Source organism: Actinokineospora pegani (assembly GCF_009745975.1).
Classification (GTDB): domain Bacteria; phylum Actinomycetota; class Actinomycetes; order Mycobacteriales; family Pseudonocardiaceae; genus Actinokineospora; species Actinokineospora pegani.
Genome location: NZ_WHOL01000100.1, coordinates 1 through 23,613, shown reverse-complemented (window position 1 = coordinate 23,613; position 23,613 = coordinate 1). Strand labels below are relative to the sequence as shown.

18 protein-coding genes are annotated in these 23,613 nt (G+C 74.0%); 12 read left to right on the top strand and 6 right to left on the bottom strand.

Annotated elements, in window-relative coordinates:
• Positions 1 to 33: 33 nt before the first annotated feature.
• Positions 34 to 1,158, bottom strand: a complete 1,125-nt coding sequence (locus tag GCL84_RS19040) for a PP2C family protein-serine/threonine phosphatase (RefSeq protein ID WP_156756865.1) — start codon at positions 1,156 to 1,158, stop codon at positions 34 to 36.
• 108 nt (positions 1,159 to 1,266) lie between these two features.
• Here GCL84_RS19040 and GCL84_RS19035 point away from each other — a divergent pair, with 108 nt between their 5' ends.
• Complete coding sequence (locus tag GCL84_RS19035; protein ID WP_197523354.1) at positions 1,267 to 1,701, top strand: MarR family winged helix-turn-helix transcriptional regulator; 435 nt, start codon at positions 1,267 to 1,269, stop codon at positions 1,699 to 1,701.
• Between the two features lies 1 nt (position 1,702).
• Here GCL84_RS19035 and GCL84_RS19030 read toward each other — a convergent pair whose 3' ends face one another.
• On the bottom strand, positions 1,703 to 2,710 hold the full coding sequence (locus GCL84_RS19030; RefSeq protein ID WP_156756863.1) for a PHP domain-containing protein: 1,008 nt from the start codon (positions 2,708 to 2,710) through the stop codon (positions 1,703 to 1,705).
• A gap of 107 nt (positions 2,711 to 2,817) precedes the next feature.
• Between GCL84_RS19030 and GCL84_RS19025 the strand changes: the two genes are divergently transcribed.
• Together GCL84_RS19025 and GCL84_RS19020 are read left to right on the top strand one after the other, a co-directional pair.
• On the top strand, positions 2,818 to 4,830 hold the full coding sequence (locus tag GCL84_RS19025; protein ID WP_156756862.1) for an acyl-CoA dehydrogenase family protein: 2,013 nt from the start codon (positions 2,818 to 2,820) through the stop codon (positions 4,828 to 4,830).
• 217 nt (positions 4,831 to 5,047) lie between these two features.
• Positions 5,048 to 5,455, top strand: coding sequence for a DUF3040 domain-containing protein (locus GCL84_RS19020; RefSeq protein ID WP_156756861.1), 408 nt, complete (start codon positions 5,048 to 5,050; stop codon positions 5,453 to 5,455).
• 266 nt (positions 5,456 to 5,721) lie between these two features.
• Here GCL84_RS19020 and GCL84_RS19015 read toward each other — a convergent pair whose 3' ends face one another.
• From GCL84_RS19015 to GCL84_RS19005, 3 genes are read right to left on the bottom strand one after another with little or no spacing between them, the layout of a single operon-like run.
• Positions 5,722 to 8,184, bottom strand: coding sequence for a transglutaminase family protein (locus GCL84_RS19015; protein WP_156756860.1), 2,463 nt, complete (start codon positions 8,182 to 8,184; stop codon positions 5,722 to 5,724).
• Entirely contained in the window at positions 8,181 to 9,443 is a 1,263-nt protein-coding gene (locus GCL84_RS19010) for a DUF58 domain-containing protein (protein ID WP_156756859.1), read from the bottom strand. The genes GCL84_RS19015 and GCL84_RS19010 overlap by 4 nt, the downstream gene beginning before the upstream one ends.
• 34 nt (positions 9,444 to 9,477) lie before the next feature.
• Complete coding sequence (locus tag GCL84_RS19005; protein WP_197523353.1) at positions 9,478 to 10,605, bottom strand: AAA family ATPase; 1,128 nt, start codon at positions 10,603 to 10,605, stop codon at positions 9,478 to 9,480.
• 646 nt (positions 10,606 to 11,251) lie between these two features.
• On the opposite strand from GCL84_RS19005, the gene mraZ reads away from it, so the two are divergent.
• The 4 genes from mraZ to GCL84_RS18985 all read left to right on the top strand — a co-directional run bounded on the left by mraZ (position 11,252) and on the right by GCL84_RS18985 (position 15,638).
• Complete coding sequence (gene mraZ / locus GCL84_RS19000; RefSeq protein WP_156756924.1) at positions 11,252 to 11,683, top strand: division/cell wall cluster transcriptional repressor MraZ; 432 nt, start codon at positions 11,252 to 11,254, stop codon at positions 11,681 to 11,683.
• Between the two features lie 190 nt (positions 11,684 to 11,873).
• Positions 11,874 to 12,830 carry a 16S rRNA (cytosine(1402)-N(4))-methyltransferase RsmH gene (gene rsmH, locus GCL84_RS18995; protein ID WP_156756858.1) on the top strand — a complete coding sequence of 319 codons (957 nt, stop codon included), beginning with the start codon at positions 11,874 to 11,876 and terminating at the stop codon, positions 12,828 to 12,830.
• Positions 12,827 to 13,669: a hypothetical protein gene (locus GCL84_RS18990; RefSeq protein ID WP_156756857.1), complete on the top strand. Its 843-nt coding sequence runs from the start codon at positions 12,827 to 12,829 to the stop codon at positions 13,667 to 13,669. The genes rsmH and GCL84_RS18990 overlap by 4 nt, the downstream gene beginning before the upstream one ends.
• A 118-nt stretch (positions 13,670 to 13,787) precedes the next feature.
• Entirely contained in the window at positions 13,788 to 15,638 is a 1,851-nt protein-coding gene (locus GCL84_RS18985) for a peptidoglycan D,D-transpeptidase FtsI family protein (protein ID WP_407924411.1), read from the top strand.
• 21 nt (positions 15,639 to 15,659) lie between these two features.
• Here the strand turns inward: GCL84_RS18985 and bla are convergent, their stop codons facing one another.
• The gene (gene bla / locus GCL84_RS18980; RefSeq protein WP_197523351.1) at positions 15,660 to 16,583 is read right to left on the bottom strand and encodes a class A beta-lactamase; all 924 of its coding nucleotides are present in this window, start codon (positions 16,581 to 16,583) and stop codon (positions 15,660 to 15,662) included.
• Between the two features lie 265 nt (positions 16,584 to 16,848).
• Here bla and GCL84_RS18975 point away from each other — a divergent pair, with 265 nt between their 5' ends.
• The 5 genes from GCL84_RS18975 to ftsW form a co-directional block, all read left to right on the top strand.
• Complete coding sequence (locus GCL84_RS18975) at positions 16,849 to 18,414, top strand: UDP-N-acetylmuramoyl-L-alanyl-D-glutamate--2,6-diaminopimelate ligase (RefSeq protein WP_156756855.1); 1,566 nt, start codon at positions 16,849 to 16,851, stop codon at positions 18,412 to 18,414.
• Positions 18,411 to 19,880 (top strand): UDP-N-acetylmuramoyl-tripeptide--D-alanyl-D-alanine ligase, encoded by a 1,470-nt coding sequence (locus GCL84_RS18970; protein ID WP_156756854.1) that lies wholly within the window; start codon positions 18,411 to 18,413, stop codon positions 19,878 to 19,880. The genes GCL84_RS18975 and GCL84_RS18970 overlap by 4 nt, the downstream gene beginning before the upstream one ends.
• Entirely contained in the window at positions 19,877 to 20,965 is a 1,089-nt protein-coding gene (mraY, locus tag GCL84_RS18965) for a phospho-N-acetylmuramoyl-pentapeptide-transferase (protein ID WP_156756853.1), read from the top strand. Before GCL84_RS18970 ends, mraY begins: the two co-directional genes overlap by 4 nt.
• Positions 20,962 to 22,344, top strand: coding sequence for a UDP-N-acetylmuramoyl-L-alanine--D-glutamate ligase (gene murD, locus GCL84_RS18960; protein WP_235926428.1), 1,383 nt, complete (start codon positions 20,962 to 20,964; stop codon positions 22,342 to 22,344). The genes mraY and murD overlap by 4 nt, the downstream gene beginning before the upstream one ends.
• The coding region (ftsW, locus tag GCL84_RS18955; protein ID WP_156756852.1) for a putative lipid II flippase FtsW at positions 22,344 to 23,613 on the top strand (1,270 nt) is incomplete at its 3' end. The genes murD and ftsW, both read left to right, overlap by 1 nt.

Here is a 23,613-nt window from a genome sequence, read left to right as displayed (position 1 = left end):
CGACTCTCATCGAACGAACTTCCGAAAAACGGCCTAGCCGCGCCAGTCCAGGCACACGACCACCGCGTCGTCGTCGAGTTCCCGGTGGTCGCGGAAGAGGGCCAAGTCGCTGAGCACCGCCCGCACCACCTGGGCAGGCGGCAGCCCCCGCGTCGTGCGCAGCGTGCGGGGCAGCGAGGTGTCGGCGTAGGTCCGCTCCCCGTCGCTGGAGTCGAAGACGCCGTCGCTGACGGCCACGAGCCGGTCGCCGGGCAGCAGCCGCTCCGGCTGCACCCGGTACAGCGTCTCCTCCACCGCGCCCAGCGGCACCTGCCGGTCGAGGTCGATCCGCGTGCACGCCTCGTCGCGCACCAGCCACAGCTCCGGCGACCCGCAGTCGACGACGCTCATCGCCCCGGTCGCCAGGTCGATCGACATCAGCAGCGCCGCCACCGACCGCTCCCCGGCGTACTGACCGTAGACGGCCTGGTCGGCGAGCGCGGCGGCCTCCGCGATCCCGTGCCCGGAGCGCCGCGCGTTGCGCATCGCCGAGATCGCGATGGCCGTGACCACGGCCGCGTCCATGCCCTCGCCCCACCCGTTGGTCAGCGTCAGGGTCAGGTGGCCGGGGTCGAGGCTCCAGTCGAAGTTGTCCCCGCGGACGCTGTAGGCGGGTTCGAGCTGCCCCGCCAGGGTGAACTCCGCGCACGCCAGGCCCCGGGCGGGCAGCAGGTCCCACTGCATCTCCGCCGCCACCGTCATCCGGCGGTCCCGCCGAGCCCGGGTGAGCTGGTCGGTGCCCACGTCCGCCACCTGCAGCGCGTCGGCGACCGCGTCGGCGACCTCCGCCAGCTCCGCCAGCTCGGCGTCCTGCACGGTCCCGCTCAACACCCCGTGGCAGTGCCCCCGGCACACCAGCGGCAGGTGCGCCTCCGGGCCGTCCAGCACCGCCTGCTGCTCCCGGTAGGCCGCTCCCACCACGGTCCCCGCGATCGGCACGGCGTCCCGCGGGTCGGCCACCGACACGAGCTGGACCGCCGGGTAGTCGACCAACCGCACCACGGCCCCCTTGACCCCCACGTGCTCGGCCAGCACAGCAGGCAACCCGTCGGCGAGGGAGTGCAGCGGCAGGGCTCTCAGCGCCACCCCGAGGGCGCGCAGGCTGTCAGCGGCGATCACGAGTGGCCTCCGGCAGGCATGGGCCCGCTCGGGCCGCCAGTGTGCGAGAGTTGAAGTATGGCTCCGTCCTGGCCCGCTCCCACGCCGGACCCACCCGACCCCGCGGCCATGACCGAGATCGCGGCGGGCGTCCTGGGCTCCCTCCTGGCCAAGGCCACCGCCTCGGTCTACCCCAAGGTCCCCGCCGTCCAGCTCAGAGCGCTCGAGTTCATCGGGGCCAACGAGCCCATCAACCTCACCCGCCTCACCGAGGAGCTGGGCACCATCGCCTCGTCGGCGAGCCGGGTCTGCGACCGGCTGCAGGCCGCGGGCCTGCTCGACCGCCGCCCCGCCACCGCCGACCGCCGCGAGGTCGAACTGGTGCTGACCAGCGACGGCGCGAGCCTGCTCGACCGGCTGCGGGCCGCCCGCCGCGCGGGCCTGGCGGAGGTCCTGGAGCGGATGAGCACCCAGGGGCGGGGGGCGCTGCTGCGCGGCCTGCGCGAGTTCACCTCCGCCGTGGCCACCCCGGCGCAGTCGATCCGCCAGCAGGACACCGCCTGAGTCAGGGCGTGCGCGGCCGGTCCAGGAACGCGTCCGCGTCCAGGGTGTTGATCACCCGATCCGGCCCGATCCCGCACTCCTGGGCCCGCGCGCACCCGCGGGGCAGCCAGTGCAGCTGCCCCGGCGCGTGCGCGTCGGAGTCGATCGCGAACCGGCACCCCAGGTCCCGCGCCTGGGCCAGCAGCCGCCGGGGCGGGTCCAGGCGCTCCGGCCGGGAGTTGATCTCCACGGCGACCCCGTGCTCGGCACACGCGGAGAACACCGCGCCTGCGTCGAACCGCGACTCCGGGCGCTTCTTGGCGCCGACCAGCCTGCCCGTGCAGTGGCCGAGGACGTCCACGTGCGGGTTGGCCACCGCGGTGAGCAGCCGCTCGGTCATCTCCGCGGCGGGCATGGCGAGCTTGGAGTGCACGCTGGCCACGACGACGTCCAGCCGCGACAGCAGCTCCTCGGACTGGTCCAGCGCGCCGTCCAGGAGGACGTCGACCTCGATGCCGGTGAGGACGCGGAACGGCGCCAGCGCCTCGTTCAGCTCGGCCACCTCAGCCAACTGCTGCTCCAAGCGCTCGGCGGAGAGCCCGTTGGCGATCCGGAGGCGGGGGGAGTGGTCGGTCACGGCCATCCACGAGTGGCCGAGGGCGATCGCGGCCTCGGCCATCTCGCGGATCGGGCTGCCGCCGTCGGACCACGTCGAGTGGGTGTGGCAATCGCCACGGAGGGCTTCGCGCAGCGGGCTCCCGCCCTCGAGCTCGGGGGGCTGGGCGGCCAGCAGGTCGGTCAGGTAGTCCGGCTCGGCCCCGGCCGCCGCCTGGGTGATGGCGCGGGCGGTGGAGGCCCCGATCCCGGGGAGTTCCTCCAGCGTGCCGCCGGTGAGGCGGGTCTCCAGCTCGCCCGCGGGCAGCTCGGCGAGGACCGCCGCGGCACGGCGGAAGGCGCGGACCTTCTGGGTGGGCGCGGCGGCCCGCTCCAGCGACAGGGCGATCAGCTTGAGGGCGGCCACCGGGTCCATCGGGCCAGGAAACCGCACCCGGGCGGACCTCGCACACCCGGCGCGCCGCGACGGGCGCGGTTAGCGTCGGCGGGGAGTGGGTCAGCAGCACGATCCGGGAGGACACGATGGACATCCCCGCCACCCCCGCCGCTTCGGTGGACAGGTTGACCGAGCTGTTGGACGGCAGGTGGGGGCACGTGCGCAGGCAGGCCAGGCAGCGGATGTCGGAACTGCCCTCGCCCGCCACCCACGACCTGAGCACCGAGGAGCACCGCGCCCAGGTCTTCGGCGAGCTCAAGCTGCTGGCCGAGGCGGGCTACCCCCGCGTCGGCTTCCCCAAGCGCTACGGCGGCGACGGCGACACCGGCGGGTCGCTGACCTCGTTCGAGATGCTCGGCTTCGGCGACCTGTCCGTCATGGTCAAGGCGGGCGTGCAGTGGGGCCTGTTCGGCGGGGCCGTCGAGGCGCTGGGCACCGAGCGCCACCACGACGCGCACCTGCGCGCGATCATGGAGCTGGACACGCCCGGGTGCTTCGCGATGACCGAGACCGGGCACGGCTCCGACGTGCAAAGTCTGCGCACCACCGCGACCTACGACCAGGCGACCGGCCAGTTCGAGCTGCACACCCCGCACGACGGCGCGCGCAAGGACTACATCGGCAACGCCGCCCGCGACGGGCGCATGGCCGTGGTGTTCGCCCAGCTCGTCGTGGGTGGCCGGAGCCGGGGTGTGCACGCGCTGCTCGTGCGGATCCGCGACGACGGGGGCAACCTGGTCGCGGGCGTGCGCATCGAGGACTGCGGGCGCAAGGCGGGCCTCAACGGCGTCGACAACGGCCGGATCTGGTTCGACCACCTGCGCGTGCCCCGCGAGTCCCTGCTCAACCGGTACGGCGACGTCACCGAGGACGGCACCTACACCAGCCCCATCGACAGCGACGGCCGCCGCTTCTTCACCATGCTCGGCACCCTGATCCGCGGCCGGATCAGCGTCGCGGGCGCGGCGGGCAGCGCCACCAAGAGCGCGCTGACCATCGCCGTGCGCTACGGCCTGGTCCGCCGCCAGTTCGACGCGCCCGGCCGCGACCGGGAGGTCGTGGTCCTGGACTACCTGGCCCACCAGCGCAAGCTGCTGCCCGCGCTGGCCACCTCCTACGCGCTGCACTTCGCCCAGGAGGAGCTGGTCACGACCCTGCACGAGCTGAGCGAGGCCAACGACGCCGCCGTCGAGTACACCGACGGTGAGCAGAACACCGAGGCCCACGAACACCGCCAGCGCGAGCTCGAGTCGCGCGCCGCCGGGCTCAAGGCGGCCACCACCTGGCACGCCACCCGCACCATCCAGGCCTGCCGGGAGGCCTGCGGCGGCGCGGGCTACCTGGCCGAGAACCGGCTGCCGCAGCTCAAGGCCGACACCGACGTGTTCACCACGTTCGAGGGCGACAACACCGTGCTGCAGCAGCTCGTCGCCAAGGGCCTGCTCACCGGCTACCGGCAGCACGTCGGCGAGCTGGGCAGCGTCGGCATGGCCCGGTTCGTCGCCGACCAGGTGGTCGACACCGTCATCGAGCGGACCGCGGCCCGGTCGCTGATCGACAAGCTCGTCAACGCCGTGACCCCCAACGACGACGAGACCGACCTGCTCGACCGCGGCTGGCACCTCAAGCTGTTCGAGGACCGGGAGAAGCACGTCCTCGACACCGCCGTGCGCCGCCTGCGCAAGGCGGGCGACGCCGACGCCGACCCGTTCCAGGTGTTCAACAACGCCCAGGACCACGTGCTGCGCGCGGCCAGGGTGCACATCGAGCGGGTCGTGCTGGAGGCGTTCGTCGCGGCCATCGACCGGTGCGCGGACGAGGCCGTCGCCGCGCTGCTGAGCAGGGTGTGTGACCTGCACGTGCTCTCGCAGATCGAGGCCGACCTGGACTGGTTCCTCGGCCACGGCCGGATGACCGCGGCCAGGGCCAAGGCGGTCACCGGCGCGGTCAACACCCTGTGCCAGCACCTGCGCCCGCACGTCGCGGACCTGGTCGACGCCTTCGCCATCCCCGACTCGCTGGTCGCCGCGCCCATCGCGACGGGAGCCGAGGCCGACCGCCAGGCCGCCCAGCACGCCCACGACGCGGCCCGCGCGTGAGCGGTCACCGACCGTCACCGCCACGCCCCGTGACCCGGGGTGGACCCACCGGTGACGGGCGCGTGGCGAAAACCCGTCGACTCGTGATCCGGGATCGGGTAGTCCTCCGGCGCGAGGGCCCGTATCCTGGGTTGTGACACCCCCGTGCGGGGTGCCCGCCGGGTCCGGCGGCAACCCGTGATCGCCCGGCGCCCGCGACTGTGCCGGAGGAGGAAAGATGCCACTCTCCGAGCACGAGCAGCGACTGCTCGACCAGATCGAGCGCGCTCTCTACGCCGAGGACCCCAAATTCGCGTCCACCGTCCGAGGTGCCCGCCTGCGCAAGCCGTCCCGCCGACGGCGGCTGTTGGGCATCGCACTGTTCATCGTGGGGGTAGCCCTCCTCGTGGTGGGCGTGGCCTTCAACTTCAACGGGTTCCCCGCGTTGAGCCTGCTCGGCTTCCTCGCGATGTTCGGCGGCGCCCTGGTGACGCTGACGGCGATGCGGCGGGGGGGCGAGGCCGCGGAATCCGGTGAGGAGTCCGAAGGCGGCGGCGGCGGGGGTGCGACCCCCGCGCGCAATCGCAGCTCGTTCTCGCAACGGATGGAGGAGCGGTTCAAGCGCCGCTTCGACGAGGAGCGTTAGGCTCCTCCACAGGACAGACAGCGTGGCGCCCGCCCCCGGGATCTTCGGGGGGCGGGCGCCGCTGTGTTCTGGGTGGTCCTGTGGCCGGTGGGGGTGCTGGGAGATCTCCGTAGGTCGGGCGCTGGGAGATTTTGGTGGAGGCGGACGCTGGGTGCTTTGGGTGGGGCGGTGGGGCTAGGTCGTGTTTCGGAAGTTCGTTCGATGAGAGTCGTGATCAGGGGCCGCCCCGGCGCGGCTATCGCGGACAGCGGCTTTCGAAACACGACCTAGTTCTCGTTGGTGGGCTTCTTGGGCTTGCGGCGCACGATCGAGCGGGGGAGGAGCTTGTCCTTCCAGCCCAGGGGGGCTGAGCGGTGCAGGCTCGCCACGACCTCGTCGAACGCTGGGGGCAGGGTGGGGTCCTGGCCGGGGAGACCGCCGTACCAGCTCCGCTCGAGTGAGACGACGACCGTGCGCAGGGCTGACTGGCCCTGGTCGTCGAGGTTGTGGGTGTGCACCATCCGGCGGGCGGTGGAGCGGACCGTGTCGGATTCGGGGACCTGGGCGCCGCGGTCGCGGGACTCGGCGACCAGTTCCGACCAGGCGGCGGAGGCTTGGTCGGCCTGGAGGTCGGTGATGGCGGCGCGGGACTCGCGGCGGCGCCAGGTGCGCAGGGCGACCGGCACGGCGAGGACCGCCAGGGGGATGACCAGCGCGGCCAGCCACCAGGAGACGGCGCCGAGGAACACCACCACGGCGGCCACCGCCAGCGCGGCGATCGCCAGCACGGGCACCCGGGCCTGGCGCGGGTCGCGGCGCACGGCCGTCGTCGTCGGGGCGCCCACACCGACCACGACGACGAGCAGGACCAGACCCGCCCAGACCTGCCAGGGCAGGGAGAACGACGCGCCTGATCCGCCGACGCGCCCCCCGCCCTGGGTGAAGTCGCCGTCACCGGGGTCGAGCGGGCCCACGGTCGGGGCGGGGGCCTCGGTGGGGACGGGCTCCGTGGTCGTGGTCGTCGGCGGGGCGGTGGTGCCCCCGCCGTTCTCGACGTACGGCGGCTGGTAGGCGCGGCCGTCGGCCAGCGGGGTGGGGTCGAAGGTGACCCAGCCGCTGCCCGGGAAGAAGACCTCGACCCAGGCGTGCGCGTCCTGGGTGGTGATGGTGCGGTAGTCGCCGGTGAGGTAGCCGCCGGTGTAGCCGATCGCGACCCGGGCGGGCAGGCCCGCGGCCCTGGCCAGGATGGCCATGGCCGAGGCGTACTGCTCGCAGAACCCCAGCTTGGACCGGAACAGGAACTCCTCGAGCGCGTCCTCGTCGCTGGAGGTGCCGGTCTGGGTGTCGTACCGGAAGCCGTTCTCCGGGCTGAAGTACCCCTTCAGCGCCAGCGCCTTGTCGAACGGGTTGTCCGCGTCCTGGGTCAGCTGGGACGCCAGGTCGACGACCTCCTGGTCGATGCCCTCCGCGCCCAGGTAGACGCCGATGCTCGACGGGTACTGGGCGCTCGCCCGGCGCAGGTCGGCGGCGTCGGGGTGGCTCAGGTCGGCGTGCTCGACGTAGGTGTCGAGGGTGCGGGGGCTGCGCGAGTAGACCATCCCGCCCGCGACGTCGTAGTACATGTCCGCGGGCAGGCCCTCGATCCGGCGCGGGATGCCGTACACCGGCGCCCACAGGTCCTGCGAGCTCACCGGCTCAATCTCGATCCGCGTGGTCGACCCACTGCCCTGGTCGCCGGGGGCGGGCGGCAGCGAGCCCTCGACCCGCACGTCCACCGACAGCGCGTCGGCGGCCACCCAGCCGCCGTTGCGGTCGAACCTCGGCAGCGTCATCGCCCGCAGGTAGCGGCCCTCGGAGCCCAGGCCGCGCACCCGGAACAGCTCCGCGTTCGCGCCCTGGTCGAGCATCCCGCGCAGCGCGGTGAACGGCTTGAGCGCCAGCCCGCCGCCGGAGCCTGCCGCCGGGTTGCCCGGCAGCCCGCCCACGGTGCCGATGCCGGTCACCGAGACCCCCACGACGAGGCCGAGCGTCAGCGCGACGGCCACCACCGCGCTGGGCGCGCCCAGGCCCCGGGCGGAGACGGGCATCGGCGGCCGGTTGTGCCATAACTGGTGCCGCTGGGTGCCGTCGACGGCCAGCAACCCCGCGAACGACACCGCGCCGAGCACGAACGACCACCACGGCAGCATCTCGTCGGCCAGCGACGCGGGCACCGCGTAGACGCACAGCAGCACCAGCCCGCACGCCGCGGGCGCGCCCGCGGCCACGGCCAGGGTGTCCACCAGCACCGCCACCAGCCCGATCGCGATGACGACCAGGCACAGCACCGGCGTGGCGGCCTCGACCGGCGGCACGCCGACCTGGACGGTCTCCACCGCCATGGCGAGCACGTCGCCGAGCGCGGCGAACGCGTCCGGGCCGGGGAACACGCCCAGCACGCCGTCGTCGGTGAACAGCGCGACGAGCAGGCACAGCAGCGCCGCCAGTTGCGCCAGGCCGACCAGGACCGTCGGTGTGCGCAGCGCGCGCAGGCCCATGCCGACCGCGGCCACGACGATCACCGCGACGCCCGCGTAGCCGAGCCAGCGCACCCCCTCGACCACCCCGGCCAGCGCCGTCGACGCGCACAGCGTCGTCAGCGCGGCGACCACCGGGGTCACCGTCGTCGACCACTGCGCGGCCTCCGACGAGCGGTCCGGCGCGTGCCGACCGGTGTCCTGCGCGCTGTGTTCGGTCTGCTGAGTGCTCACGACCCCGCTCCGGTGATCATCGTCCCGTCCCGGCGCGAACCCGAGCGGTGCAGGCTGGACCACACCCGGTTCATCGGCAGGTCCGGCCGGGCCACCGTGACCCCCCAGCCCGCCCCGGCCAGCAGCGTCGCCGCGCCGGTCGGGTCGACCGAGGGGCTCTGCGCGCCCCAGGCCCGGGTGTCGAGCAGCACGGCCAGACTGCGCGCGCCGCGGTTGCGGTAGCGGATCAGCGCGCCGAGCTGCTCCGGGGTGGCGCTGCCCAGCACCGCGATCAGCTCCTGGCCGCCGCCGGGGTCGGCCGGGCAGGAGATGTCCCGGTGGTGCGAGGGGCTCAGCGCGGCCAGCGCGTCGAGCACCATCGTGTCGCTGTGCCCGCCGTCGCCGGTGTCGGAGACCAGCACCGAGCCGCTCTCGGTGACCAGCCGGACCTGGTGGCCGTAGCGGTGCAGGTGCAGGCAGGCGCTGGCGGCGAAGGAGATCGCCCACTCCAGGCTCGAGTCGGCCCCGGAGCCGCGGTGGCCGTGCTGCCGGTGGTCGAGCAGCACCGTCGTGCCGCCGCGCCACGGGCTCTCCTCGACCCGCACCATCATCTCGTCGCGCTTGGCCGTGGAGCGCCAGTGCACCTTGCGCAGGTCGTCGCCCTGCCGGTACGGGCGCACCACGGCGTCGTCATCGCCCTGCCCGGCCGAGAGCCGGTGCGAGCCGTCGTCGCCGGAGCCCAGGCCGGAACCGCCGGGCGCGCTGGCGAACGAGTGCACCTTCGGCACCACGACCAACCGCGACTGCCCGGTCAGCTCGCGCTCGTACTCGGCCAGGCCGAACGGGTCGGTGACCGTGGCGCGCAACGGGCCGAGCTGCTGGACGCCGCGCAGCATCGGCCGCACCGCGTACTGCAGCCGCGTCCCGGAGTGCCGGGGCAGCCGGTCGATGAGGAAGCGGGGTTTGCCGCCCAGCGCGTAGGGCACGCCGTCGGTGACCAGCAGGCCCACCGTCGGCAGCCGCCCGGTGCTGCGCACGGCGAGCACCACGCCCGCCTGCCCGCCCACCGGCACCCGGCTCGGCGTGATGTGCCGCTGCGCCCGCAGGCCGACCCGCGTCGCCGCGGTGAGCCAGCACACCAGCAGCGGCAGCGCCACCACGAACACCGACACCCGCAGCAGGTCCCGCTCGTTGAGGACCAGCGAGCACAGCGCCGCGGCCAGCCCGGCGGCCAGCAGGCACCGCCCCCTGGTCGTCAGACCAGCCAACGCCGCGCGCATCGCGACCCCGCCTCTCCCACGGCCACCCGCCCGCTCAGCGCCTGCCCTGTCCCGGCCACTGCGACTCCACCGCGCCCGCCTGCGGCACCGGCACCCGCTGCAGCAGCCCGCGGACCAGGTCGGCGGGGGCGCGGCGGGAGGCCTGCGCCTCGGGGGTCAGCACCAGCCGGTGCGCCAGCACCGGCACGGCCACGGCCTGCAGGTCGTCGGGCACCACGAAGTCGCGCCCGGCCAGCGCGGCCTGCGCCCGCGCCGCGCGCACCAGGTGCAGCGTCGAGCGCGGCGAGGCGCCGAGCCGGATCTCCGACAGCCGCCGGGTCGCGGTGACGACCTCCACGGCGTAGCGGCGGACCTCCTGGGCCATCCGCACGGTGCGCACCGTCGCGATCAGACCGCGCACCTGGTCGGCGTCGGACACCGGCGTGAGGTCGGCCCACACGTCGTGGCCCGCGTGCTCGTCCACCATCGCCAGCTCGGCGGCCGGGTCGGGGTAGCCGATGGACACCCGGGCGGTGAAGCGGTCGCGCTGGGCCTCGGGCAGGGCGTAGGTGCCCTCCATCTCGACCGGGTTCTGGGTGGCGATGACCATGAACGGGGAGTCCAGCCCGTAGGACTTGCCGTCCACGGTGACCTGGTGCTCCTCCATGCACTCCAGCAGCGCCGACTGGGTCTTGGGGGAGGCGCGGTTGATCTCGTCGCCGACGACGATGTTGGCGAACACCGGACCCGGCCGGAACTCGAACTCGTTGTTGCGCCGGTCGAAGATGGACACGCCGGTGACGTCGGAGGGCAGCAGGTCCGGGGTGAACTGGATGCGGCTGACCGAGCAGTCGATGGACCGGGCCAGCGCCTTGGCCAGCGACGTCTTGCCCACGCCGGGGACGTCCTCGACCAGCAGGTGCCCCTCGGCCAGCAGCGTCACCAGCGCGATGCGCACCACCTCGGGCTTGCCGACCAGCACCTTCTCCACGTTGGCCGCGATGCGGTTCACCACCGCGTGCAACTCCGCGAGCCCCTGCTGGTGGCCCGCGACCGGCAGGTGGGCCCCCGTCCCGGGGTAGGCGACCGGCGGGGCTTGGTGCGGGCGCCCGGGGTGGGGCTCACCACCGTTCGCCCCGTACGGGGCGCCCGGGGGAGCGCTGGGCGGGGTGCTCGACGTCACGCGACCTCCTGCATCGTTCACGGCGGCCGTCCGGTCGCTCGTCGCCGCCGGGATGGGCGGTCTGGAGGCGGTGGGGCCGGACTCACTCCGTCGCAAGTCCCGTGCCGGACGCCAGCCTGGCACCCAGTGTGTCAAACCGGGGCGAGGTCCCCCACTGTTTCCCCGCACGCCGCGCGCACCCGGGCGGGGCCGGGTTGTCCCCGGCGTGCCCTGATCGCGCGCCGGCTAGCCCGTTCGGCGGGGGCCACCCCTGGGCCATTCGAGTGATATTGCTCGCTCAACCATCTCTGGTGCTGACTCTGCGTGGCGCGGGACTGCTCCCCCACCGGTCCCCACGCCCATCCCCACCGCTCCCCACCTCGACCCCCAGCGGTGCTCACGTTGCCCCCGTGACGTGCGATTGCGGGCTCTTGCACCCTGGATACCGGGGGTTTCACGGGGTGGTCGAGTAACCCGAGACGGTGGTGCCCCCACCGCCCCCCACTGCGACCCCCACCTTCTCACCTGCGAAAACGTCGATTTTCGCGGAGCTGGACGGCCGTCGTTCGCGTTGACTGTGGTGGAAAGTGGGGTACTGTGGCGCTCAGTGGGGCAGCAGGGGTTCCACGGCCGATCCAACCGGTTCGGTGGGGAGGTGGGTGTCCGGGTGTTCCTCGGCACGCACACCCCCAAGCTCGACGACAAGGGGCGGCTGACACTGCCCGCCAAGTTCCGGGACGCTCTCGCGGGTGGACTCATGGTCACGAAGGGTCAGGATCACTGTCTCTACGTGTTCCCGCGGGCGGAGTTCGAGGACATGGCGCGCAAGGTCGCCGCCGCCCCGTTGACGAACGAGGCGGTCCGCGCCTACCAGCGGTACCTGTTCGCCGGAACGGACGAGCAGCGACCCGATGGTCAGGGGCGGATCCCGATCGCCTCGGAACTGCGGCGCTACGCGGGCCTCAACAAGGACTGCGTCGTCATCGGGGCGATCACCAGGCTGGAGATCTGGGACGCGGGAGCGTGGCAGGCCTACCTGGACGAGCACGAGGACAGCTACTCCCAGGCCCGGGAGGAAGTCCTGCCCGGCGTGTTCTGAGCACGGCTCGGAGCGCGCCCGCACCGAGGGGGACACGGGTGCCGCCAGGCCTCGGTCCGCTCGCCCCCGGCCTTGGCACACCTTCCCCGGTGCCAAGTCCGGCGAGCGGGCGGGGACCTGGCGGCACCCGGCCATCCGGCCGGGGGGTGCCGCTGGGCGCGGCCGGGAGTTCGACGGGAAGGGTGTGCGCGTGACCGACCGCCCCCGCCACGTCCCGGTGCTGCTCGAGCGCATCGTCGACCTGTTCGCCCCCGCCCTCGCCGACCGCGACGCCGTCCTCGTCGACGCCACCCTCGGCCTCGGCGGCCACGCCGACGCCCTGCTGACCGCCAACCCCCGCCTCACCCTCGTCGGCCTCGACCGCGACCCGCAGGCCCTCGCCCTGGCGGGCGAACGGCTCGCCCCGCACGGCGACCGCGTCCACCTCGTGCACACCGTCTACGACGGACTGCCCGCGGCGCTGTCCGACCTCGGACTGTCGCGCGTGGACGGGGTGCTGTTCGACCTCGGTGTGTCCTCCATGCAACTCGACCTGCCCGAGCGCGGCTTCGCCTACTCCCGCGACTCCCCGCTGGACATGCGCATGGACCCGACCACCGGCCCCACCGCCGCGGACGTGCTCAACACCTACTCCCACGGCGACCTCGCCCGCGTGCTGCACGAGTACGGCGAGGAGCGCTACGCGGGCAAGATCGCCTCGGCGGTGCTCAAGGAGCGGGACAAGACCCCGTTCACCACCAGCGCCCGGCTGGTCCAGCTCCTGTACTCGGTGCTCCCGCAGGCCAGCCTGCGCACCGGCGGCCACCCGGCCAAGCGCACCTTCCAGGCCCTGCGCGTCGAGGTCAACGCCGAGTTGGAGGTCCTGCGCCGCGCCATCCCCGCCGGGGTCGCCGCCCTGCGCGTCGGCGGGCGCATCGTCGTCGAGAGCTACCAGTCCCTCGAGGACCGCATCGTCAAGCGGTGCCTCACCGAGCTGTCCCGCTCCACCGCCCCGCCCGACCTCCCGGTCGAGCTGCCCGAGCACGCCCCGCAGCTGCGCATGCTGACCAGGGGCGCGGAGCAGGCGGACGAGCGCGAGACCGAACGCAACTCCCGCGCGCAGCCGGTGCGCCTGCGCGCGGCCGAACGCACCAGGGAGGCCCCGTGACCGCGCCAGCCAGGAAGCCGTCCCCGGACGAGGCGGGCGCGCAGCCGCGCCGGGCCGCGGCCCAGACCCGCTCGGCGAAGTCGCGTTCGACGACCGAGGCGCCCGCCTCGACCCAGCCCCGCCGGGCGCGGACCTCCCGGAGCACGGGGGAACGGTCGCTGCGGGAGCGGTCCGGGTCTGAGGGCCGCCGCCAGGCGCGGGCGGGCGCCGAGGCCCCCGCGCGCGCCGGCGAGCGCAGGCCGCGCACGGCCGCCGCCGAGCGCGCCTACGCCAAGCGCGCCCAGCGCGAGGGCAGGCCCGCGCACAACTCCAACCACCGGGTCGCCCAGGCCGCGGCGTCCGCCGCCGACCAGGAGGCGCCCGCCGGGCGGGCCTCGTTCGTCGTGCTGGTGATCAGCCTGCTGGTCGTCGGCGTCGCGGCGACGCTGTGGCTGACCACGCAGGCCATCGCCGACACCTACCGGCTCGACGCGGCCAAGAACGGCGTCACCGAGCTGGCCGAGCGCGCGGCCCAGCTCCAGCGCGAGGTCAGCCGCGAGGAGTCGGCGCCCGCGCTGGCCAGGCGCGCCGAGGCGTTGGGCATGGTGCCCTCCGGCGACCCCGGCCACATCCGGGTGGCCCCCGACGGCAGCACGACCGTCATCGGCGAGCCGACCCCGGCCGCCGCGCCCCCGCCGGTGCGCACACCGCAGGAGATCGCCGCCGAGCGCGAGGCCGCCAGGGTGGCCGCCGAGCAGGAGCGACAGCGGCAGGAGCAGCAGCAGCAGGAACAGCAACAGCAACAGCAACAAGAGCAGCAGGAGCAGCCGCCCGCGCCGCCAGCGGCGGGTGGCGGCTGAATGGGAGGGGCGAGCGAAGTGGGTGCGGATCGTGGCTGAGCGCAACCGGGACGGCAGGCGGCCCGCGGCCCGGCGTGGTTCGGCCCCCGTCCGGCGTGCCCCCCTGTCACCGGGCCGGGTGCGCCGGGTGACCAAGCGCGCCGCCGGGACGGACCACCGCACCCGGGTCGTCGTCGTCCGCTTCCTGCTGATCGCCTCGCTGGTCGCGGCCGGGCTCAAGCTGGTGCAGGTGCAGGGCTTCAAGGCCGAGGAGCTGGCGGCCCGCGCGCTGCAGCAGCGCGCTGAGACCATCTCCATCCCGGCGCTGCGCGGTGCCATCCTCGACCGCAACGGCGCGCAGTTGGCGTTCACGGTGGAGTCGAAGGCCATCGCCTACCGGCCCATCGCCCAGCGTGCGGAGATCGAGGAGTTCAACGCGGAAAACCCCGACGAGCCGCTGTCGTTCGAGCAGGAGACCGCCGACATCGCCCGCCGGATGCGCGAGCTGCTCGGCCCCTCCGTCGACGAGGCCGAGCTGCTCGGCGAGCTGCGCTCCGACCGCAAGTTCGTCTACCTGGTCGACAACGCCGAGCCCGGTCCCACCCGCGTGCTCCAGCAGGAGTTCCCACAGCTCATCGCCGAGAACCGGTCGGTGCGCGAGTACCCGGGCGGCTCGCTGGCGGCCAACATCGTCGGGTACGCGCACTGGTCGATGGACGACCCGGACACCAGCAAGCACAACCTGCACGGCCGCGTGGGCCTCGAGTCGCTGCGCGACAACGACCTCGCCGGGCAGCGGGGCAGCCAGCTCGTGGAGACCCAGGAGGGCTCCGACGTCGTCATCCCGTTCACCGAGCGCGAGCCCAAGCCCGCGGTGGACGGCTCCGACCTGGAGCTGACGATCGACTCCGACCTGCAGTTCTACCTGCAGCAGAAGACCGCCGAGTACACCAGGCGCTCCGGGGCCGCCAGCGCGAGCGCGGTGGTCCTCGACGTCAAGACCGGCGAGGTCTACGCGCTGGCCAACGACAAGACCTTCGACCCGTCGACGCGCGAGGGCCGCGACCCCAAGCTGATGGGCAACCCGGCGGTCACCACGCCGTTCGAGCCGGGTTCGGTGAACAAGATCGTCACCGCCATGGCGGCCATCGAGTACGGCGTGACCACCCCCGACGCCGTGCAGTCGGTGCCCGGCTCGATCAAGGTCGCCGACCGCACGATCCGCGACGCCTGGGCACACGGCCCGCTGAACATGAGCACCACCGGCGTGTTCGCCAAGTCCTCCAACGTCGGCACCCTCATGCTCGCCGACCAGGTCGGCCCCGACCGCTTCGCCGACATGCTCACCCGGCTGGGCATCGGCGAGCGCACCGGCGTCGGCCTGCCCGGCGAGAGCCCCGGCCGGGTCCCCGCGCGCAACCAGTGGTCGGGCAGCACCTTCGGCAACCTGCCCATCGGCCAGGGCCTGTCGATGACCGTGCTGCAGATGGCGGGCATGTACCAGGCCATCGCCAACGACGGCGTCCGCGTCCCGCCCCGGATCATCTCCGCCCGCATCGACCCCGACGGCGACCGCATCGCCGAACCACGCCCCGAACCGGTCCGCGTGGTCAGCCCGCAGACCGCCACCACTGTCCGCGAGATGCTCCGCGCCGTGGTGCAGAAGGCCCCCCACCAGAACAGCGGCACCGCCCCCGGCGCCGCCCTGACCGGCTACCAGATCTCCGGGAAGACCGGGACCGCCCAGCAGTTCGACCAGATGGCGGGCCAGTACAGCGACTCCAAGTACTGGATCACCTTCGCGGGCATACTCCCCGCCGACAGCCCCCGCTTCGTCGTGGGCATGGTCTACGACTCCCCGGTCTACTCCAGCCCGGAGGGCAACTCCGCCGCCCCCTTCTTCCACGACGTGGCCTCGTACCTGGCCCAGCGCTACAACATCCCGCTCTCGGCCACCGAGGCCCCGATCGTCCCCCTCATCGCCCCCTGACCGGGGTCGTCCGGCCGGCGGTCAGCCCAGGGTCTTGAGGGCGATGGCGGCTGCCCGGGCGACCACCTCGCGCGAGCCGTCCGACTCGGGGTCGTCCGGGGCGGTGAAGACCGCGACTACCCAGGGTTTGCCGTTGGGCGGCCAGGTCACCGCGACGTTGTTGACCTCGCCCTGGGCGCCGGAGCCGCTCTTGTCCGCGGTGGTCCAGGTCGGTGGGAGGGCTGCCCGGATGAGGTCGAGGCCGGTGGTGCTGGCCTTCATCCAGGCGGTGAGGGTGTCGCGGGCCCGCGCGGGGAGGGCGCCGTCGACGAGGAGGGCGGTGGTGGTCTGGGCGAAGGCGGCCGGGGTGGAGGTGTCCAGGCCCTCGGGGGTGGTCGTGTTGAGGGCGGTCTCGGTGCGGTCCAGGCGGGTGGTGGGGTCGTCCAGGGTGCGGACGTAGTCGGTGACGGCCTGGGGGCCGCCCAGGGTGGACAGGATCAGGTTGGCGGCGGTGTTGTCACTGACGGTCAGGGTCGCCTCGCACAGGGCGGCGACGGTCATGCCGGTGCCGACGTGCTGCTCGGTGACGGGGGAGTGGGCGACCAGGTCCGCGGGGGTGTAGCGGACGAGGCGGTCCATGAGGTCGGGGGTGGCCCGCAGGGCGGCGGCGGCCATGAGGACCTTGGCGGTGGAGCACATCAGGAAGCGCTCGTCCGCGCGGTGGCCGGTCGAGCGGCCGGTGGCGGTGTCCACCGCGTACACGCCCACGCGGCCCCCGAAAGTGGATTCCAGGGCGGTGAACTCCTCAGTGGCCTGGGACTGCTCCGGCGGCGCGAGCGCGGACGTGGTCGGGGAAGGCCGCTCGGCCGGTGTGGACGGACCGGAGCAGGCGGTGGTCGCCCACCCCGCCAGTCCCAGTCCGCCCAGGAGGATCGCGCGCCTGCTCGGGGTGGGTGGGTGCTGCACAGCGTGGCTCCTCGCGCGTGGTGACAGGGGTTCACCAGGTAGACGCGCGACTGGGCGGAACGTTGCGAAAGCGCTCTCCGGAGGCGGACGCGCGTTCGCCGCGGGGGGCTCTCGCCTGGTCCGGACGCCTGCCGCCCGCGGCCCATCCGACCAGGTGGGGCGCGGTCGGGCAGGGGCGGCCCGGGGCGTTTAGCGCATGCCGGTCGAGACCGGGTGATCGAGGTGCCGCGCGGTCGCCCTGCGTGCGCGGGTAGCCTTCCGCCCCGTGCCCGCCAAGCTCGACGGCAAGGCAGTCACAGCGCCGCCTCGCCCCTCCCGCATCCAGCCCGTGCCCCTCGCCGCCCTGGCCTCCCGCACCTCGGCGCGCCTGCGCGCGGGCAGTGGTCCCGCCGCCGTGCCGGTGTCCCAAGTGGTCGTCACCGGCGCGACCCTGCGCGCCCAGCACGTGCTGCCCGGCGACCTGTTCGCCGCGCTGCCCGGCGCCCGCGCGCACGGGGCCGACTTCGTCGCCGCCGCGGCCGCCGCGGGCGCTGTCGCGGTGCTCACCGACGTTGCGGGCGCCGAGCGGCCCGCGCTGCTGGCGACCGGTCTGCCCGTGCTCGTCCACGAGGACCCCCGGGGCGCCCTCGGCCCGCTCGCGGGCCACATCTACGGCGAGCCGTCGCTGGCGCTGAAGGTCCTCGGCGTCACCGGCACGTCCGGCAAGACCACCACCACCTACATGGTCGAGGCGGGCCTCGCCGCCGCGGGCCACCGCACCGGGCTCATCGGCACGGTCGAGACCCGCGTCGCGGGGCAGCGGCTGGCCAGCGAGTTCACCACCCCCGAGGCGCCCGACCTGCAGGCGCTGCTCGCGGTCATGGTCGAGCGCGGCGTCACGCACGTGCCGATGGAGGTGTCCAGCCACGCCCTGGCCCTCGGCCGCGCCGCGGGCACCCGGTTCGCCGTCGGCGGGTTCACCAACCTCTCGCAGGACCACCTGGACTTCCACCCCTCGATGGAGGACTACTTCCAGACCAAGGCCCTGCTCTTCGACGGCCGCTCCGCCGTCGAGGTGGTCTGCGTCGACGGGGAGTGGGGCCGCAGGCTGGTCACGCCCTCGACGGTCACCGTGTCCACCACCGGCGACGCGGCGTGGACCGCCAAGGACGCGCGCACCTCCCTGTCCGGCGAGCAGTCGTTCACCATGGTCGGCCCCGGGGGCCGCGAGCTGGCGGCGGCGCTGCCCATCCCCGGCTCGTTCAACATCGCCAACGCCCTGGTCGCCACGGCCGTGCTGACCGCCATCGGCGTGCCGGACGAGGCGATCCTGGCCGGGTTGGCCGGCGTGCGCGTCCCCGGCCGGATGGAGCGGGTCGCCGTCGGCCAGGACTTCACCGCCGTCGTCGACTACTCGCACAAGCCCGAGGCCGTCGCGGTCGCGCTGGACGCCATGCGCGCGCGCACCGACGGCAGGCTGATCACCGTGCTCGGCTGCGGCGGCGACCGCGACACCGCCAAGCGCCCGCTGATGGGCGAGGCCGCCGCCCGCCGCAGCGACGTCCTGGTGGTCACCGACGACAACCCGCGCACCGAGGACCCCGAGGCCATCCGCGCCGCCATGCTCACCGGGGCGCGCGCCGTGCCGCCGGGCGAGCGCGGCGAGCTGCTCGACATCGGCGACCGCAGGCAGGCCATCACCGAGGCCGTCGCCCGCGCCCGCGAGGGCGACATCGTCGTCATCGCGGGCAAGGGCCACGAGACCGGGCAAGAGGTCGCGGGCGTCGTGCACCCCTTCTCCGACCGCGACGAGCTGGAGGCCGCCATCCGCGAGCGAGTGGACGCCGGATGATCCCCCTGACCCTGCGGGAGGTCGCCGACGCCGTCGGCGGCGTCCTGCACGACCTGGGCGACACCGCCCCGGAAACCCCCGTCACCGGCAGCGTGGAGTTCGACTCGCGCCAGGTGACCCCGGGCGGGCTGTTCGTCGCCGTGCCCGGCGAGCGGGTCGACGGGCACGACTTCGCCGCCAAGGCCGTCGCCGACGGTGCGCTGGCCGTGCTGGCCGCGCGCCCGGTCGGCGTCCCGGCGGTCGTCGTGCCGCCTGCCGACCGGGCGCACACCCGCTCGGTCGCGCTGACCGGCGACAAGGACGGCTCCGGCGCCGCCGTGCTGGCCGCCCTCGCCGCGCTGGCCCGCGCCGTCGTCGACCGCCTCGCCCCGGCCGGGCTGACCGTGGTCGGCCTGACCGGCTCGTCCGGCAAGACCTCGACCAAGGACCTCATCGCCCACGTGCTGGCGCCGATGGGCCCGACCATCGCCCCGCCCGGCTCGTTCAACAACGAGCTGGGCCACCCGTGGACCGCCCTGCGCGCCGACGCGGGCACCCGGCACCTGGTGCTGGAGCTGTCCGCGCGCGGCCCCGGACACATCGCCGCCCTGTGCGAGACCGCCCCGCCGCACATCGGCGCCGTGCTCAACGTCGGCACCGCGCACCTCGGCGAGTTCGGCTCCCGCCAGGACATCGCCCGGACCAAGGGCGAGCTGGTCGAGAAGCTGCCCGCCCACGGCGTCGCCGTGCTCAACGCCGACGACCCGCTGGTCGCCGCGATGGCCGAGCGCACGGCGGCCAGGGTCGTGCTCGTCGGCGAGGCCGCCGGCGCGCACGTGCGGGCCACCGGCATCGTCCTCGACGAGCAGGCCAGGGCGAGCTTCCGCCTGGTCACGCCGCGCGGCGAGGCCGATGTCGCGCTCGGCCTGCACGGCGAGCACCACGTCGGCAACGCCCTGACCGCCGCCGCGATCGCGCTCGAGCTGGGGGCGACCCCGGCCGAGGTCGCCGAGCGGCTCTCCGGCGCGCGGCCGGTGTCCGCGCGCCGCATGGAGGTGACCACCCGCGCCGACGGCGTCACGGTGGTCAACGACTCCTTCAACGCCAACCCCGAGTCGGTCCGGGCCGCGCTCAAGGCGCTGGCCACGATGGCGCGCGCGGGCAACCGCCGCCGGTCCTGGGCCGTCCTGGGGGTCATGGGCGAGTTGGGCGAGGACCACGTCGTCGCGCACGACGAGGTGGGCAGGCTCGCCGTGCGACTGGACATCAACCGCCTGGTGGTGGTCGGCGCCGACGCGCGCCCCATGCACCAGGGGGCGAGCCTGGAGGGCTCGTGGGGAGAGGAGTCGGTGCTGGTGCCGGACGTCGATGCCGCGATCGCGCTGCTGCGCGCCGAGCTGGCGCCCGATGACGTCGTTCTCGTGAAGGCGTCCAAGGCCGCCGCCCTGTGGCGGGTGGCGGACGCGCTGCTGGAGGCTGGCGAGTGAAGAGCATCCTCATCGCGGCGGCTGTCGCGATGGTCGTGTCCATCCTGCTCACCCCGTACCTGATCCGGGTCTTCTCCCGGCAGGGCTTCGGGCAGGAGATCCGCGAGGAGGGCCCGCAGGGCCACAAGAGCAAGCGCGGCACCCCGACCATGGGCGGCGTGGCGATCATCATCGCCATGTGGGCCGGGTACGGGACCTCGCACATCGTCAACGCCACCTCCACCCCCCAGGGCGAGGCGCCCACCGCGTCCGGCCTCCTGGTGCTGGGCCTGGCCACCGGCCTGGGCCTGGTCGGGTTCCTGGACGACTTCATCAAGATCCGCAAGCAGCGCAACCTGGGGCTGAACAAGACCGCGAAGCTGGTCGGGCAACTGGTCGTGGCCATCGTCTTCGCGGTGCTGGCGCTGAGCTTCCCCGACGAGCGGAACCTGACCCCCGCCTCGGACAACCTGTCGTTCGTCCGCGACATCTCGATCGTCAGCTTCGGCACGATCGGCTTCATCATCTTCTGCTACCTGGCGGTGTCGGCCTGGTCGAACGCGGTGAACTTCACCGACGGCCTCGACGGCCTGGCGGGCGGCTCCTCGGCGATGGTGCTGGGCACCTACGTGGTCATCGCGTTCTGGCAGTTCAGCCACGACTGCGGCCGGGTGGCCGAGGCCGCCTGCTTCGACGTGCGCGACCCGCTGGACCTGGCACTGGTGGCGGCGTCGTCGATGGGCGCCTGCATCGGCTTCCTGTGGTGGAACGCGGCCCCGGCCAAGATCTTCATGGGCGACACCGGCTCGCTGGCGCTCGGCGGCCTGGTCGCGGGCCTGGCCATGGCCACCCGCACCGAGCTGCTGATGATCATTATTGGCGGCCTGTTCGTGGTCGAGATGGTCTCGGTCGTGCTGCAGATCGCGATCTTCCGCACCACCCGCCGCCGGTTGTTCCGGATGGCCCCGTTCCACCACCACTTCGAGTTGGCTGGCTGGGCGGAGACCACGGTCATCATCCGGTTCTGGCTGCTCGCGGGCGTCTGCGCGATGTTCGGCCTCGGCCTGTTCTACGCCGACTGGCTCGCCCTGGGCGGCGGTCTGTGAGGAGGGTCCTGGTCACCGGGGCCGGGGTCGCGGGCCGCGGGGTCGCCGCGGCCCTGGTCGCCGAGGGCGTGCACGTCACGGTCGCCGACGGCGACGCCGACCGGCTGGCCGCGCTGGCCGCCGACCTCGGCGTCGAGACCGCGCACGCCCCCGACGGCCCGCCCGCGGGCACCGACCTGGTCGTGACCAGCCCCGGCTGGCGCCCGGACAACCCGCTGCTGCGCGCGGCGGCGGCCGCGGGCGTCGAGGTCGTCGGGGACGTCGAACTGGCCTGGCGCCTCGGCGCGCGGCTGCGCAGACCCCCGGTCTGGCTGGCCGTCACCGGGACCAACGGCAAGACCAGCACGGTGCTGATGCTGGAGTCGATGCTGCGCGCCCACGGCCTCGACGCCGTGGCCTGCGGCAACGTCGGCCTGCCGGTCGTCGACGCGGTCCGCGCCGGGCACGAGGTGCTCGCCGTGGAGCTGTCCAGCTTCCAGCTGCACTGGCAGTCGTCGATGCGCGCGCACGCCTCGGTCGTGCTCAACCTCGCCGAGGACCACCTGGACTGGCACGGCGGCATGGACGCCTACGCCCGCGCCAAGGCCACCATCCACACCGGGGCCAAGGTCGTCGTGCACAACCTCGACGACGACTGGTCCACCCGGCTCACCGAGGGCCACGACGGCGCCAAGGTCGGGTTCAGCCTGTCCACCCCGCGCCCCGGCGAGCTGGGTCTGGTCGAGGACCTGCTGGTCGACCGCGCCTACATCGCCGAGCCGGACACCTCCGCCGAGGAGCTGTTCACCCTCGCCGACGTGCGCCCCCAGGTCCCGCACGCGGTCTCCAACGCCCTCGCCGCGGCCGCCCTGGCCCGCGCCTTCGGGGTCCCCCCCGAGGCCGTGCGGCAGGGCCTGCTGGACTACCGGCCCGGCGCGCACCGGTCGGTGCCGGTCGGCTCCCTCGACGGGGTCCTCTACGTCAACGACTCCAAGGCCACCAACCCGCACGCCGCCGCCAGCTCGCTGCGCGGGTTCGAGTCGGCGGTGTGGATCGCGGGCGGCCTGCTCAAAGGGGCCTCGGTCGACGAGCTGGTCGCCGAGGTCGCGGGCAGGCTGCGCGGCGTCGTGCTGATCGGCCGCGACGCCGGGGTCATCGCCGCCGCGCTGGCGCGACACGCGCCCGAGGTCCCCGTGCACCGGGTCGCGCCGGGAGACGATGGGGCCATGACCGCAGCCGTCAACGCGGCCCGCGCCATGGCACGTCCGGGTGACGTCGTGCTGCTGGCCCCGGCCGCGGCCTCGATGGACATGTTCCGCGACTACGCCCACCGGGGTGAGGCGTTCGCCGCCGCCGTCGGCGCGCTGGCGCCCGGCCCCGGCGGAGCTGGGGTCGGCTGATGGCCACCCAGGTCGAGGCCCGGCCGGAGCGCACCCGCCGGGTCCGCCGGGCCCCGGGGCGGGTGCACGCCGTCCGCGTCGCGCTGACCGCCTGGCTGGGCAGGCCGCTGGCCTCCTTCCACCTCGTGCTCGCCGTGTTCGGCCTGCTCACGGTGCTGGGTCTGATCATGGTGCTCTCGGCGTCGTCGGTCGTGTCGTTCAACACGCCGGGCTCCGGGCTCTACACCGTGTTCATCAAGCAGTTGGTCTACGTCGCCATCGGGTCGGTGCTGTTCTGGGTGGCGCTGCGCGTGCCGCTGTCGACGATCCGCGCGCTGAGCCCCGCGGTGATGGCCGTCTGCGTGCTGCTGCTGGTCGCCGTCCTGACCCCGCTGGGCACAGAGGTCTACAACACCCAGAGCTGGTTCGTCTACGGCCCGTTCTCGTTCCAGCCGATCGAGGTCGCCAAGCTGGCGCTCGCGCTGTGGGGCGCGCACGTGCTGGTCGCCAAGCGCGCCGTGCTGCACCGCTACCGGCACCTGCTGGTGCCCGTCGTGCCCGTCGCGCTGCTGATGTTCGCGCTGGTCATGCTGCAGCCCGACCTGGGCGGCACGATCACCCTGGGCGTGGTGCTGATCGCCCTGCTGTGGTTCGCGGGCGCCCCGCTGCGGCTGTTCGGCGCGCTGGCGCTCGGCGGCGTCGCGGGCGTGCTGCTGCTCGCCACCGGCGCCGGGTACCGGCTCGACCGCCTGGTGTCGTTCCTGAATCCGGGCGCCGACCCGCAGGGCACCGGCTACCAGGCCAACCAGGCGCAGTTGGCGCTGGCCGACGGCGGGCTGTTCGGCCGCGGCCTGGGCCAGGGGCCGTCCAAGTGGAGCTTCCTGCCCAAGGCGCACAACGACTTCATCTTCGCCCTGATCGGCGACGAGCTCGGGTTCCTGGGCTGCTCGCTGGTGCTGGGGCTGTTCATCATGCTCGCGGTGGCGGGCATGCGGGTCGCCGCGCGCAACATCGACCCGTGGGTGCGCATGGTCGCCGCCACCCTCACCGTGTGGCTGGTCGCGCAGGCCGCCATCAACATCGGCTACGTCGTCGGGCTGCTGCCGGTCACCGGCATCACGCTGCCGATGATCTCCTCCGGCGGCACCTCCGCGGTGGTGACGATGATCGTGTTCGGCCTGCTGGCCAACTGCGCCCGGCACGAGCCCGAGGCCGTGTCCGCGCTGCGCTCGCAGGGGCCGGGCCGGTTCGGCAAGCTGCTGCGCCTGCCCGCCCCCGACCCCTACAAGC

What these genes read in the sequence shown, in the direction of transcription:
- GCL84_RS19035 (WP_197523354.1), top strand. Translation starts at nt 1,267, where the DNA reads ATGACCGAGATCGCGGCGGGCGTCCTGGGCTCCCTCCTGGCCAAGGCC.
- GCL84_RS19030 (WP_156756863.1), bottom strand. Translation starts at nt 2,710, where the DNA reads ATGGACCCGGTGGCCGCCCTCAAGCTGATCGCCCTGTCGCTGGAGCGG.
- GCL84_RS19025 (WP_156756862.1), top strand. Translation starts at nt 2,818, where the DNA reads ATGGACATCCCCGCCACCCCCGCCGCTTCGGTGGACAGGTTGACCGAG.
- GCL84_RS19020 (WP_156756861.1), top strand. Translation starts at nt 5,048, where the DNA reads ATGCCACTCTCCGAGCACGAGCAGCGACTGCTCGACCAGATCGAGCGC.
- GCL84_RS19010 (WP_156756859.1), bottom strand. Translation starts at nt 9,443, where the DNA reads ATGCGCGCGGCGTTGGCTGGTCTGACGACCAGGGGGCGGTGCCTGCTG.
- GCL84_RS18970 (WP_156756854.1), top strand. Translation starts at nt 18,411, where the DNA reads ATGATCCCCCTGACCCTGCGGGAGGTCGCCGACGCCGTCGGCGGCGTC.